Origin of the sequence: Streptomyces sp. NBC_00273 (assembly GCF_036178145.1) — a bacterium.
Taxonomy (GTDB): Bacteria; Actinomycetota; Actinomycetes; order Streptomycetales; family Streptomycetaceae; genus Streptomyces.
In genome coordinates, this window is the sequence record NZ_CP108067.1 from 5,153,357 (window position 1) to 5,165,477 (window position 12,121).

Annotated in this window: 14 protein-coding genes; 9 read left to right on the plus strand and 5 right to left on the minus strand. The window is 68.9% G+C overall.

Annotation, left to right across the window (positions count from 1 at the left end; translation table 11 throughout):
* Nucleotides 1-209: 209 nt before the first annotated feature.
* Entirely contained in the window at nucleotides 210-1,979 is a 1,770-nt protein-coding gene (dnaA, locus tag OG386_RS22605; RefSeq protein WP_328789651.1) for a chromosomal replication initiator protein DnaA, read from the minus strand.
* A 355-nt stretch (nucleotides 1,980-2,334) separates the two neighbouring features.
* On the opposite strand from dnaA, the gene rpmH reads away from it, so the two are divergent.
* The 9 genes from rpmH to OG386_RS22650 all read left to right on the plus strand — a co-directional run bounded on the left by rpmH (nucleotide 2,335) and on the right by OG386_RS22650 (nucleotide 8,823).
* A complete protein-coding gene (gene rpmH / locus OG386_RS22610) occupies nucleotides 2,335-2,472 on the plus strand; it encodes a 50S ribosomal protein L34 (protein ID WP_008741645.1) in 138 nt (45 codons plus the stop codon).
* Nucleotides 2,473-2,494: 22 nt separating this feature from the next.
* Entirely contained in the window at nucleotides 2,495-2,869 is a 375-nt protein-coding gene (gene rnpA / locus OG386_RS22615; RefSeq protein WP_078848045.1) for a ribonuclease P protein component, read from the plus strand.
* Nucleotides 2,866-3,147 (plus strand): membrane protein insertion efficiency factor YidD, encoded by a 282-nt coding sequence (gene yidD / locus OG386_RS22620; RefSeq protein ID WP_076043740.1) that lies wholly within the window; start codon nucleotides 2,866-2,868, stop codon nucleotides 3,145-3,147. The genes rnpA and yidD overlap by 4 nt, the downstream gene beginning before the upstream one ends.
* Before the next feature lie 3 nt (nucleotides 3,148-3,150).
* On the plus strand, nucleotides 3,151-4,254 hold the full coding sequence (yidC, locus tag OG386_RS22625) for a membrane protein insertase YidC (protein WP_327384343.1): 1,104 nt from the start codon (nucleotides 3,151-3,153) through the stop codon (nucleotides 4,252-4,254).
* A 15-nt stretch (nucleotides 4,255-4,269) separates the two neighbouring features.
* Nucleotides 4,270-4,782, plus strand: coding sequence for a Jag family protein (locus tag OG386_RS22630; RefSeq protein ID WP_030008408.1), 513 nt, complete (start codon nucleotides 4,270-4,272; stop codon nucleotides 4,780-4,782).
* Nucleotides 4,783-4,918: 136 nt separating this feature from the next.
* On the plus strand, nucleotides 4,919-5,635 hold the full coding sequence (gene rsmG, locus OG386_RS22635) for a 16S rRNA (guanine(527)-N(7))-methyltransferase RsmG (protein WP_328789652.1): 717 nt from the start codon (nucleotides 4,919-4,921) through the stop codon (nucleotides 5,633-5,635).
* 276 nt (nucleotides 5,636-5,911) lie between these two features.
* The gene (locus OG386_RS22640) at nucleotides 5,912-7,000 is read left to right on the plus strand and encodes a ParA family protein (protein WP_328793318.1); all 1,089 of its coding nucleotides are present in this window, start codon (nucleotides 5,912-5,914) and stop codon (nucleotides 6,998-7,000) included.
* On the plus strand, nucleotides 6,997-8,103 hold the full coding sequence (locus tag OG386_RS22645) for a ParB/RepB/Spo0J family partition protein (RefSeq protein WP_328789653.1): 1,107 nt from the start codon (nucleotides 6,997-6,999) through the stop codon (nucleotides 8,101-8,103). Before OG386_RS22640 ends, OG386_RS22645 begins: the two co-directional genes overlap by 4 nt.
* 102 nt (nucleotides 8,104-8,205) lie before the next feature.
* Nucleotides 8,206-8,823 (plus strand): GNAT family N-acetyltransferase, encoded by a 618-nt coding sequence (locus OG386_RS22650; RefSeq protein WP_328789654.1) that lies wholly within the window; start codon nucleotides 8,206-8,208, stop codon nucleotides 8,821-8,823.
* A gap of 67 nt (nucleotides 8,824-8,890) precedes the next feature.
* On the opposite strand, the gene trxA is transcribed toward OG386_RS22650, so the two are convergent.
* From trxA to sigM, 4 genes are all read right to left on the minus strand, one after another.
* A complete protein-coding gene (gene trxA, locus OG386_RS22655; protein WP_328789655.1) occupies nucleotides 8,891-9,232 on the minus strand; it encodes a thioredoxin in 342 nt (113 codons plus the stop codon).
* Nucleotides 9,233-9,291: 59 nt separating this feature from the next.
* Nucleotides 9,292-10,251, minus strand: a complete 960-nt coding sequence (trxB, locus tag OG386_RS22660) for a thioredoxin-disulfide reductase (protein WP_033214950.1) — start codon at nucleotides 10,249-10,251, stop codon at nucleotides 9,292-9,294.
* Between the two features lie 128 nt (nucleotides 10,252-10,379).
* Nucleotides 10,380-11,306 (minus strand): anti-sigma factor family protein, encoded by a 927-nt coding sequence (locus OG386_RS22665; protein WP_443053317.1) that lies wholly within the window; start codon nucleotides 11,304-11,306, stop codon nucleotides 10,380-10,382.
* Between the two features lie 14 nt (nucleotides 11,307-11,320).
* Nucleotides 11,321-12,022, minus strand: coding sequence for an RNA polymerase sigma factor SigM (sigM, locus tag OG386_RS22670; RefSeq protein ID WP_030008400.1), 702 nt, complete (start codon nucleotides 12,020-12,022; stop codon nucleotides 11,321-11,323).
* Nucleotides 12,023-12,121: the final 99 nt, after the last annotated feature.

The window sequence follows — 12,121 nt, forward strand, 5'->3', positions numbered from 1 at the left end:
ACAGATTGTGGGTGACGCGGCCCGTCCCCAGGGTGTGGACGGAAGAAAGTCTCCCAATCTGTGGATGAGTTGCTCCACGGGGGGCGTATTCGAACAGGTCAGGGGCGCGCGAACGAAGAAGGGCGCCCCCGTTGTGGACCGGGAGCGCCCTCTGGATGCGTTTGAAGGAGCCCTGGAGCGGCCCCGAACCGGGTGTCGGGGGGCCGCGCTCAGGCGTTCTTGATGCGGTTGGTGAGCTCGGTGACCTGGTTGTAGATGGAGCGGCGCTCGGCCATCAGAGCGCGGATCTTGCGGTCCGCGTGCATGACGGTCGTGTGGTCGCGGCCGCCGAACTGCGCCCCGATCTTGGGCAGGGAGAGGTCGGTGAGCTCCCGGCACAGGTACATGGCGATCTGCCGGGCGGTGACCAGGACCCGGCTGCGCGAGGAGCCGCACAGGTCGTCCACGGTCAGGCCGAAGTAGTCCGCGGTGGCCGCCATGATGTCGGAGGCGGTGATCTCCGGTGCGCTGTCCTCGCCGCCCGGGATCAGGTTCTTCAGGACGTCCTCGGTGAGGCCCAGGTCGACCGGCTGCCGGTTGAGGCTCGCGAAGGCCGTGACCCGGATCAGCGCCCCCTCCAGCTCGCGGATGTTGCGCGAGATGCGGGAGGCGATGAACTCCAGTACCTCCGGAGGGGCGTTGAGCTGCTCCTGGACGGCCTTCTTGCGCAGGATCGCGATGCGGGTCTCCAGCTCCGGCGGCTGGACGTCGGTGATCAGGCCCCACTCGAAGCGGTTGCGGAGCCGGTCCTCCAGGGTGACCAGCTGCTTGGGCGGCCGGTCGGAGGAGAGCACGATCTGCTTGTTCGCGTTGTGGAGCGTGTTGAAGGTGTGGAAGAACTCCTCCTGCGTCGACTCCTTGCTCGCGAGGAACTGGATGTCGTCGACGAGGAGGATGTCCATCTCGCGGTAGCGCTTGCGGAACGCGTCGCCCTTGCCGTCGCGGATGGAGTTGATGAACTCGTTCGTGAACTCCTCGGAGCTCACGTACCGCACCCGGGTGCCCGGGTAGAGGCTTCGCGCGTAGTGCCCGATGGCGTGCAGCAGGTGCGTCTTGCCGAGGCCCGACTCCCCGTAGACGAAGAGGGGGTTGTAGGCCTTCGCGGGTGCCTCGGCGACGGCCACCGCGGCGGCGTGCGCGAAGCGGTTGGAGGCGCCGATGACGAAGGTGTCGAAGAGGTACTTGGGGTTCAGCCGCGCGGTCGGCTCCAGCGGGCCCGAGGTGGAGCCGCCGGACGGGGACGGCGGCGCCGCAGGCCGGCCGGGGGCCTGGCGCGGCGCCGGCTGCTCGTACTGCTGGGGCTCGTACGGCTGCTGCTCGTATTGATGGGACTGGTGCTTCTGCTGGGCCTCGTACGCGGACTGCTCGTACTTCTGCTGCTCGTAGGAGCCCTGGTCGTAGCCGGAGGGCTCGGGCTGCTGGAGGTAGCCGGGCTGCGGGGAGGCGTACGGGTCGCGTTCGGGGAAGCCACCGAGGCGCGGCTGCTGCCAGCCGTAGTCGTCCTGTTGGCCGCCGCGGGGCCAGGCGCCGGGCTCGGGGCGCTGCTGCTGGTAGTCCGGGTAGGCCGGGCGCGCGGTGGGGAGCTGGTCGTCGCCGGGGCGCTGGCCGCCGTACGGCTCGTACCCGCCCTGCTGCTGGACGGGAGGAGCGGGGGGCGCGGGCTCGCCGGCGGAGTCGTCCACGGTGATGGCGATCCGGATGGGGCGGCCGCACTCACGGCTGAGCGCGTCGCTGATCAGCGGGGCGAGGCGGCCTTCGAGGACGCGCTTGCCCCATTCGTTGGGGACGGCCAGCAGTGCGGTGTCGGCGACGAGTGCCAGGGGCTGACACCGCTCGACCCACTGCTTGTCCTTGGGCTCGATCCCCGGCTGTCCCTCCCCGAGGAGCTTTTCGAGCACCCTTGGCCACACTGCGGCAAGATCGGCAGGTACGTCAGCCACAGAGCACGCTCTCTCACAGGGGTCCCACGAATGTGTGGTTCTTTGGGACGGTCGGGACAAAAAATCCGGGGTCAGGCAACGGTAGTCAGGCCAGCGGGTAGGGTTCAAGTCGTTGTCCACAGCCTGTGCACAGTGTGGGGCCAGGTCGGCTCGGTTTGACCGGATGGCGTAGCCGCGCGTACCGTAACCAGGTCGAGTTGTCGATGGCTGCTGCCGCCTGCCTACCGATGGGCGAAGGTCACTGATAGTGATCATTTAGCGGTGCCACTCGGGCGAACACGCGAGTTTCCTCGTGGGCGCACGGTGACAGCCAGGCGATGTCCCGCCACAACGATTCATTCTCTGGAGCCCCCGAGTGAGCAAGCGCACCTTCCAGCCGAACAACCGCCGTCGCGCCAAGACCCACGGCTTCCGCCTGCGGATGCGTACCCGTGCCGGTCGCGCCATCCTCGCGAACCGTCGTGGCAAGGGCCGCGCCGCCCTTTCCGCGTAACAACAACGCAGGTCGTGACGTCGTGCTGTCTCCCGAAAATCGGCTGAGGCGGCGCGAGGACTTCGCGAGCGCGGTACGCCGAGGTCGCCGGGCTGGTCGCCCGCTCCTCGTCGTCCATCTACGTACAAGCGGTGCAACGGACCCGCACGAGTCGGGGGAGATCGATCCCTCGTCGCGTGCGGGTTTCGTCGTCAGCAAGGCTGTCGGCAACGCCGTCATACGTAACCGGGTCAAGCGCCGTCTGCGCCATTTGGTCCGCGAGCGGCTGTCCCAGCTGCCCGCCGGTAGCCTGGTGGTGGTACGCGCGTTGCCCGGAGCGGGTGATGCCGGCCCCGACGAGCTGGCCCGGGACCTGGATGCCGCTCTGGTGCGGCTCCTGGGAGGCGTGGCTCGATGAAGTACCCGCTGCTCGCTTTGATCAAGCTGTACCAGTGGACGATCAGTCCGCTGCTCGGGCCGGTGTGCCGCTACTACCCGTCGTGTTCGCACTACGGGTACACGGCCATCGACCGGCATGGTGCGGTGAAGGGGACGGCCCTGACCGCCTGGCGGATCCTGCGGTGCAATCCGTGGTCCCCGGGTGGCGTGGACCACGTCCCACCCCGTAAACGCCCGCGTTGGCACGAGCAGCTGCGCAGTGCGTTGCGTAGATCTCGCAATGCTCAAGGAGCCTGATTAGTGGACACGATTGCCAGTCTGTTCAGCTTTATCACTTACCCCGTCTCGTGGATCATCGTCCAGTTCCACTCGCTGTACGGGGCGATCTTCGGTGAGTCGAGTGGGTTGGCCTGGGGCCTGTCCATCGTGTCCCTAGTGATCTTGATCCGTATCTGCCTGATCCCGCTCTTCGTGAAGCAGATCAAGGCGACGCGGGGTATGCAGGCGCTCCAGCCGAAGATGAAGGCGATCCAGGAGCGCTACAAGAACGACAAGCAGCGTCAGTCCGAAGAGATGATGAAGCTGTACAAGGAGACGGGTACCAACCCGCTCTCCTCGTGCCTGCCCATCCTGGCGCAGTCCCCGTTCTTCTTCGCGCTGTACCACACGCTGTCGAACATCGCCGATGGCAAGCCGGTCGGTGCGATGGACCAGCAGCTGGTCGACAGCGCCCGTGCGGCCAAGATCTTCGGTGCGCCGATCGCCGCGAAGTTCATGGACAGCCCGGAGAAGGTCGCCGCCCTCGGCGCGACGCTGACGGACGTCCGGATCGTGACCGCCGTCATGATCATCATGATGTCGCTGTCGCAGTTCTACACCCAGCGTCAGCTGATGCAGAAGAACGTCGACCTCTCGGTCAAGACGCCGTTCATGCAGCAGCAGAAGATGCTGATGTACATCTTCCCGGTGATCTTCGCGGTCATGGGCATCAACTTCCCCGTCGGTGTTCTCGTCTACTGGCTGACCACGAACGTGTGGACCATGGGCCAGCAGATGTACGTGATCAACCAGAACCCGACGCCGGGCAGCAAGGCGCAGGACCAGTACCTGACCCGCCTGCTGAAGCAGATCAGCTCGCACGGTGAGCTCAAGGGCCGGGGCAAGAAGCGGGTCGTCGCGGCGATCGTCGCCAAGGGCCCGGACCGCAATGACAACGAGCGCAAGTTCATCGCCGCCCTCACCAAGCAGGGCATGGCCGCGCAGCCCGACGGCTCCGTGATCAAGAGCGTTGAGGCCACGGCGGACTCCGATGCGGCGAGCGGCGGTGCCGCGAAGCGGCAGCAGCCGAAGCGCCAGTCGAAGGCGCAGCGTCAGACCCCCAGCAAGCCCGCTCCCAAGAAGTAAGAAGGAGTCCCTCCCGTGACGGAAGGCACCACCACCGCCGCCGCTGAGAGTGGCGACACCCTGACCCGCCTCGAGCAGGAGGGTGAGATCGCGGCCGACTACCTCGAGGGTCTGCTGGACATCGCCGACCTGGACGGCGACATCGACATGGACGTCGAGGCCGACCGGGCCGCGGTGTCGATCGTCAGTGACTCGGCCAGCCGCGATCTGCAGAAGCTCGTGGGCCGCGACGGTGAGGTTCTGGAGGCTCTGCAGGAGCTGACCCGACTCGCCGTGCACCGGGAGACCGGGGATCGCAGCCGGTTGATGCTGGACATCGCCGGGTTCCGCGCGAAGAAGCGCGAGGAGCTGGCGGCGCTGGGCGCCCAGGCCGCGGCGGACGTGAAGGCGTCCGGCGAGCCGCTGAAGCTGGCTCCGATGACCCCGTTCGAGCGAAAGGTCGTCCACGACGCCGTGGCGGCCGCCGGTCTGCGGAGCGAGTCCGAGGGCGAGGAGCCGCAGCGCTTCGTCGTTGTGCTCCCGGCCTGATCGTCAGCACGAGTTGTTCGGCCCCGTCTGTGTCGCAGGCGGGGCCGATGTTTGTCAGCCTGGCCTGACAGGTGAACGACGCCTCATCTTGAAGACGTGGTTTTCAGAAACCATGCGGTACGGAAGGACGGTCCCCGTGACGGAGGCAGCTGAGCTTCCCCCGGCGCCTGAAGAGGCGCGTGCGGTGTTCGGTGAGTTTTTCCCGGAAGCTGTGCGGTATGCGGAGCTGCTGGCGGACGCAGGAGTCAAGCGGGGCCTCATCGGGCCGCGTGAGGTGCCGCGCCTGTGGGAGCGGCACCTGCTGAACTGCGCTGTGCTGTCGGAGGTGGTGCCCCAGAGCGTCACCGTGTGCGACGTGGGCTCGGGTGCGGGTCTGCCCGGCATTCCGCTCGCTCTGGTGCGACGGGATCTCAAGATCACGTTGCTCGAACCGCTGCTGCGGCGTACGACCTTCCTCCAGGAAGCCGTAGAGCTGCTGGGCCTGGACCACGTCACGGTGGTGCGCGGGCGGGCCGAGGAGGTCCTGGGCAAGCTGCAGCCGGTGCACGTGGTGACGGCGCGGGCGGTGGCTCCGCTGGACCGGCTGGCAGGCTGGGGTGTGCCCCTGCTGCGGCCGTACGGCGAGATGCTGGCGCTGAAGGGCGACACCGCGGACGAGGAGCTGGTGTCGGCGAAGACGGCGCTGGCGAAGCTGGGTGTGGTGAAGACCTCAGTGCTGCACGTGGGCGAGGGTCTGGTGGACCCGCTGTCGACGGTGGTGCGGGTTGAGGTCGGAGAGAGCCCTGGAGGGGTGAGGTTCGCGGCCAAGCGGGCTAAGGCGGCCCGGGTGGGGCGTACCCGCCGCCGCCGGTAGTTCACCGCGGATTCGCTGGCGGCCGGGGCCCGCACGGGAGATTTCATCCGTGTTGGGCCCTATAGGTATGGATTTCGGAGTGTCGTAGCGGCGGGGAGACTCCCTCCGGGCATCGTGTTTCACGTGAAACGTCGCTCTCTGCTGCACGGAATCATCAGCCGCGGTCGTGCGGCTGCGTCTCCCCTCCAGCGCAAGGAGGCAAGGGGGACAGAGTTGTCCACATCGGTGGATTCATCCACAGGAGTACGGGCCCCGCTGGTTCGCGACCCGGGTGACATGGGAGGCTCTGTTCATCGCGAGCCTGATGTCGAGGAGAGTGACACCGTGCGGTCCGACGCCAACCTCGCGGGGCCCATGGCCGATCCGGTCCCCGGGCCCCGCTCTGAACCGGCGGGTGAGGATGTTTCACGTGAAACATTGCCTCCGCCTCTTGTAGACAACGACACCCCCATCGGCCGAGCCGCCCAGCAGGCGATCGAGGCAATGGGGCGCGCCGGTGAGAGGCTGCCCCGGCCGAATCAGACCCGGGTCATCGTGGTCGCCAACCAGAAGGGCGGCGTGGGCAAGACCACGACGACCGTGAACCTGGCGGCGTCACTCGCGCTGCACGGTGCACGCGTCCTGGTGGTCGACCTCGACCCGCAGGGCAACGCGTCCACGGCGCTGGGCATCGACCACCACGCCGACGTGCCGTCCATCTACGACGTGCTCGTGGACAGCCGGCCGCTGCTGGAGGTCGTCCAGCCGGTGGTGGACGTGGAGGGGCTCTTCTGTGCCCCGGCCACGATCGACCTGGCGGGTGCCGAGATCGAGCTGGTATCGCTCGTGGCGCGGGAGAGCCGCCTCCAGCGGGCGATCCAGGCGTACGACCAGCCCCTCGACTACATCCTGATCGACTGCCCGCCCTCGCTCGGCCTGCTGACGGTGAACGCACTGGTGGCCGGCGCGGAGGTGCTGATCCCGATCCAGTGCGAGTACTACGCCCTGGAAGGCCTGGGTCAGCTGCTGCGCAATGTCGATCTGGTGCGGGCCCACCTCAACCCGACGCTCCACGTGTCCACCATCCTGCTGACGATGTACGACGGCAGGACACGGCTGGCCTCGCAGGTGGCGGAGGAGGTGCGCAGCCACTTCGGCAAGGAAGTGCTGCGGACGAGCATCCCCCGGTCGGTGCGCATTTCCGAGGCGCCGAGCTATGGGCAGACGGTGCTCACGTACGACCCGGGTTCCAGTGGTTCCCTCTCCTATCTGGAGGCAGCGCGAGAGATCGCGTATCGGGGGGTCGGCATTCAGTACGACGCTCGGCACGCCCATCTGGGCCCGGGCAGCAACAGCACGCAGAGTGTGGCGGAGGGGATCCAGTGAGTGAGCGACGTAGGGGTCTGGGGCGGGGGCTCGGTGCGCTGATCCCCGCGGCTCCGCAGGAGAAGACGCCGCCGGTGATCAGCGCCGGTTCGGCGTCCCCGTCGGCGGTGCCGACGATGGCTTCGGAGCGGGGGGTCGCGGCGGCGAAGCTCGCTGCGCTCGTACAGGCTGATGTTTCACGTGAAACATCGCTTGCGGTCGTCCCGGTGGCCGAGCCCGAGCCCGAGCTCGAGCCGCAGCCCGAGACCGAGAGCAATGTGGTGGCGGGGGCGACGTTCGCCGAGCTCCCGATGGACGCGATCACGCCGAACCCGCGCCAGCCGCGCGAGGTGTTCGACGAGGACGCGCTCGCCGAGCTGGTGACCTCCATCCAGGAGGTGGGCCTGCTCCAGCCGGTGGTGGTGCGGCAGGCGGCTCCCGGTCGCTATGAGCTGATCATGGGTGAGCGGCGCTGGCGTGCCTGCCGCGAGGCCGGGCTGGAGGCCATTCCGGCGATCATCCGGGCGACGGACGACGAGAAGCTGCTGCTGGACGCGCTGCTGGAGAACCTGCACCGGGCTCAGCTGAACCCGCTGGAAGAAGCCGCGGCCTACGACCAGCTGCTCAAGGACTTCAACTGCACCCACGACCAGCTGGCCGACCGGATCGGGCGCTCGCGTCCCCAGGTGTCGAACACGCTGCGGCTGCTCAAGCTGTCCCCTTCGGTGCAGCGCCGGGTGGCCGCGGGCGTGCTGTCGGCCGGACACGCGCGTGCGCTGCTCTCGGTGGAGGACTCCGAGGAGCAGGACAAGCTGGCGCACCGGATCGTGGCCGAGGGCCTGTCCGTGCGTGCGGTCGAGGAGATCGTGACGCTGATGGCCTCGGAGCCGTCGAGCGCGGTGAAGCCGAAGGGTCCGCGTGCGGGTGCCCGGGTGGCTCCGGCGCTCAGCGAGCTGGCGACGCGGCTGTCGGACCGGTTCGAGACGCGGGTGAAGGTGGATCTAGGTCAGAAGAAGGGCAAGATCACCGTCGAGTTCGCCTCGATGGAGGATCTGGAGCGGATTCTGGGAACGTTGGCGCCGGGCGAGGGCCGGGTGCTGGATCAGGGTCTTGCCGCGGAGTGATCCCCGAGCTGCTTGGGGGCGGACCGCAACGGTGTGAACCGGTGCGGTCCGCCCCTTCGCTTTGCTGTCGAAGAACGATGGACCAGTGGATACGATGCGGTCATGGGTCGTCGGCTGGTACCGCTCACGCTGGACAACCTCCAGGACCTGCCCCGTCGTTGCCGGTCCTGTGTGTTCTGGGAGCTGGACCCGGTCAGTGGTGAGGCCGCGGTGAAGGCGGGTACGCCGGCCCAGGAGAAGGAGGCGTGGATCTCCGCCGTCCTGTTGGAGTGGGGGTCCTGCGGCCGAGTGGTCTATGTGGACGAGGTCCCGGTGGGCTTCGTCCTCTACGCGCCGCCGGCGTACGTGCCGCGGGCCACGGCCTTTCCGACCAGCCCGGTCTCACCCGATGCCGTGCAGCTGATCACCGCCTGGATCATGCCGGGGTACCAGGGCCAGGGGCTGGGGCGGGTCATGGTCCAGACGGTGGCCAAGGACCTGCTGCGGCGGGGGTTCCGGGCGATCGAGGCGTTCGGGGACGCGCACTGGGAGGGCCTGGCGTGCCTGCTGCCGGCCGACCACCTGCTGGCGGTGGGCTTCAAGACGGTCCGTCCCCATCCGGTGCATCCGCGGCTGCGGCTGGAGCTCCGCTCGACGCTGTCGTGGAAGGAAGACGTGGAGCTGGCGCTGGACCGGTTGCTGGGGGCGGCGCGCAAGGAGCCGGCGCTCCGGCCGCTGTGAGCGCGAGACGCGGAACGGGGCCGCCCCAAGGAGGGGCGGCCCCGTTTCACGTGAAACATCGAGCGCGTCAGGCGGTCTTGACCTCGACGAACTCGGAGAGGTCGCGCAGGATGGCGGCCTTCGGCTTCGCACCGACGATGGTCTTGGCGACCTCGCCGTCCTTGTAGACGTTCAGGGTCGGGATGGACATCACGCCGTACTTGGCGGCCGTGGCCGGGTTCTCGTCGATGTTGAGCTTGACGATCTCGATCTGCTCGCCGTACTCGGCGGCGATGGCCTCGAGGGACGGCGCGATCTGGCGGCAGGGTCCGCACCAGGCGGCCCAGAAGTCCACCAGTACGGGCTTGTCGCTCTCGAGGACCTGTACGTCGAAGTCAGCGTCGGTCACGTTCTTGAGGGTGCCGGCCACAGCGGCCTCCTTCTTCTTCCTGCGGGGTGTGGGGTGGGGCGGTGTAGGGGTCGGGCCGGTCAGACCGCTGCGTGGACCTTCTCGGCGTCCGCGAGCGCGGCGAGGAAGCGCTCGGCGTCGAGGGCGGCGGAGCAGCCGGTGCCCGCGGCGGTGATGGCCTGACGGTAGGTGTGGTCCACGACGTCACCGGCGCCGAACACGCCGGTGGCGCTGGTCCGGGTGGAGGGGGCCTCGACCTTGAGGTAGCCCTCCTCGTCGAGGTCGAGCTGGCCCTTGAAGAGCTCGGTGCGCGGGTCGTGGCCGACGGCGATGAAGAGGCCGGTCACGGGCAGCTCGGAGGTCTCACCGGTCTTGGTGTTGCGCAGGGTGAGGCCGGAGAGCTTCTGGTCGCCGTGGATCTCGGCGACCTCGCTGTCCCAGGCGAACTTGATCTTCGGGTCGGCGAAGGCGCGGTCCTGCATGGCCTTCGAGGCGCGCAGGCTGTCACGGCGGTGGACGATCGTGACGGACTTGGCGAAGCGCGAGAGGAAGGTGGCCTCCTCGATCGCGGTGTCGCCGCCGCCGACGACGGCGATGTCGTGGTCCTTGAAGAAGAACCCGTCGCAGGTGGCGCACCAGGAGACACCGCGGCCGGAGAGAGCGTCCTCGTTGGGCAGGCCGAGCTTGCGGTGCTGGGAACCGGTGGTGACGATAACGGCCTTGGCGCGGTGCACGGTGCCGGCGGTGTCGGTGACGGTCTTGATCTCACCGCTGAGGTCCACGGCCACGACGTCGTCCGAGATCAGCTCGGCGCCGAAGCGCTCGGCCTGAGCACGCATGTTGTCCATCAGGTCGGGGCCCATGATGCCGTCCTGGAAGCCCGGGAAGTTCTCCACCTCGGTGGTGTTCATCAGGGCGCCACCCGCGGTGACGGCACCTTCGAAGACCAGCGGCTTGAGCGAAGCGCGTGCGGTGTACAGGGCGGCGGTGTAACCGGCCGGCCCGGAGCCGATGATGATCACGTTTCGGACGTCGCTCACGGGTTTCTTCCTCGTCTCTGCGGACTGCGTACTGCCTACCGGGGGCCGGTGCGGACTCTCACCCCACCCAACGGATCCTACGGCGCATGCATTCCCCACCGGCCCCACCACGGCCCCGAACGCCTCGGCTACCGCGGATAGGTGCTCGTCAGAAGGACCTTTCCGGGGTCTGCCGAACCGGTCCGCTCGCACGCCGTGTCGACGAGGTAGGCGTCGACGCGGGCGGAGTCGGCCGGGTGCGGCAGGACGAGGAGGTAGACGGGGGTGCCCTGGTAGCTGCCACGTTCGGCGGCGAGCGGGGTGTCAGGGCGACCGGTGGCTTGCTGGACGCAGAGGGGGACGGCAGGCGCTGCCCGCTTGTCTCCGGGGGCGGGGGCGGTGTTCTCCAGCCCGAGGGTGTTGTTCTGCTCCTGGGGAACGTTCTTGGCGCCCTGGCCGCCCGCGATGAGCTGCCTGACGCTGTCTTGGAGTCCCTGAGCGGTGTAGCTGCCCTCGCCCGTGGCGGCGGACGGCCGCGCCGCGGAATCGGATGCCTCGCCACTGGCGGCGATTCCATGGGGGGGCGTGCCCGAGAAGTCGCCGAACAGGAAGATGCCCAGGGCGCAGGCGGCGGCTCCGGCCAGACCGGCGAGGACGGCAATCCGGCGGCGCGCGCGGCGTCGCCCGGGGCCGGTTGGGCCGGTCGGGTGACCGGCGGGCCGGGGGTACCTTCCAGCGGTAGCTGGGGGCGTTCCACGTGAAACATCGCGGTCCGGTGTGCGGGGCCTGTCGGCCGGTACGACCTGGGCCTGCGGTTGGGTGGCGTCGAGAAGGGCCTCCGCGGCGAGGGCCGCGTCGATGCGACCGGCGATGTCGCCGGGCATCCGGGCCGGCCCCGGCAGGGTGCCGAGGAGGGAGCGGATCTCCTCCAGGGAGGTGCGGACATCGGCGCACAGGGCGCAGTCGCCGAGATGGCGGCGGATTTCGGCGGTACGGGACGGGGAGAGGAGACCCTCGGTCAGGTCGGAGATCTCCGAGACGTCCGGGTGCCGGATCGTGCCGGTCGTGCCGGACATGCCAGTGGGCGGGGTCACGGTCGTCCACCTCCGCCCTTCACAGCGTCTGGGTCTGGATGCCTGGGTTCTGCCGCTGGTGGGACGGGTGGGCCCGGCGTCCGGTTCCTTCCCCGCTCGGTGGCGGTGTTATCCCCGGCATTCGTGCGCAGATGAGTGAGGAGCGGCACGAGTTTCGCCCGGCCGCGTGCGCACCGGCTCTTCACGGTGCCGGTGGGGACGTCGAGGATCCGGGCGGCCTCGGCGACGGGGTACCCCTGCATGTCGACGAGGACCAGCGCGGCCCGCTGATCTGCCGGGAGGGTGCTCAGAGCGGCCAGGAGCTGGCGATGGAGGTCCTGGCGCTCCGCAGGGGCCTCCGCGGACTCATGGGGCTCCAGGAGGCGCTCCAGACGGTCCGTGTCGTCGAGGGGCGCGGTCCGGCGGGAGGCGGCCTTGCGGGCGCGGTCGAGGCAGGCATTGACGGTGATGCGGTGCAGCCAGGTGGTGACGGCGGATTCCCCGCGGAAGGTGTGCGCGGCCCGGTAGGCGGACACCAGTGCGTCCTGCACGGCGTCGGCGGCCTCCTCGCGGTCCCCGAGGGTCCGCAGCGCCACGGCCCACAGCCGGTCCCGGTGCCGCCGCACGATCTCCCCGAAGGCCTCGGGATCCCCGGCGACGTGCCGGGCCAGGAGCTCCTGGTCCGAGGCGGGGGCGGGGCCGTCAGGCGCAGGCCTCATGATTCCCCTCCTGTTGGAAGCCGAGCACGTGTCGATCCGGGTTCGTCCCGGAGCGGACCCGCACGGCCGGACACCCCGGGAGGTCTGCGGGAAGACCCT

Excerpts from the sequence above, each read along its gene's own strand:
- OG386_RS22650 (WP_328789654.1), top strand. The coding sequence starts at position 8,206 with ATGGGTCGTCGGCTGGTACCGCTCACGCTGGACAACCTCCAGGACCTG.
- sigM (WP_030008400.1), bottom strand. The coding sequence starts at position 12,022 with ATGAGGCCTGCGCCTGACGGCCCCGCCCCCGCCTCGGACCAGGAGCTC.
- OG386_RS22640 (WP_328793318.1), top strand. The coding sequence starts at position 5,912 with ATGGGAGGCTCTGTTCATCGCGAGCCTGATGTCGAGGAGAGTGACACC.
- yidD (WP_076043740.1), top strand. The coding sequence starts at position 2,866 with ATGAAGTACCCGCTGCTCGCTTTGATCAAGCTGTACCAGTGGACGATC.
- OG386_RS22665 (WP_443053317.1), bottom strand. The coding sequence starts at position 11,306 with ATGTCCGGCACGACCGGCACGATCCGGCACCCGGACGTCTCGGAGATC.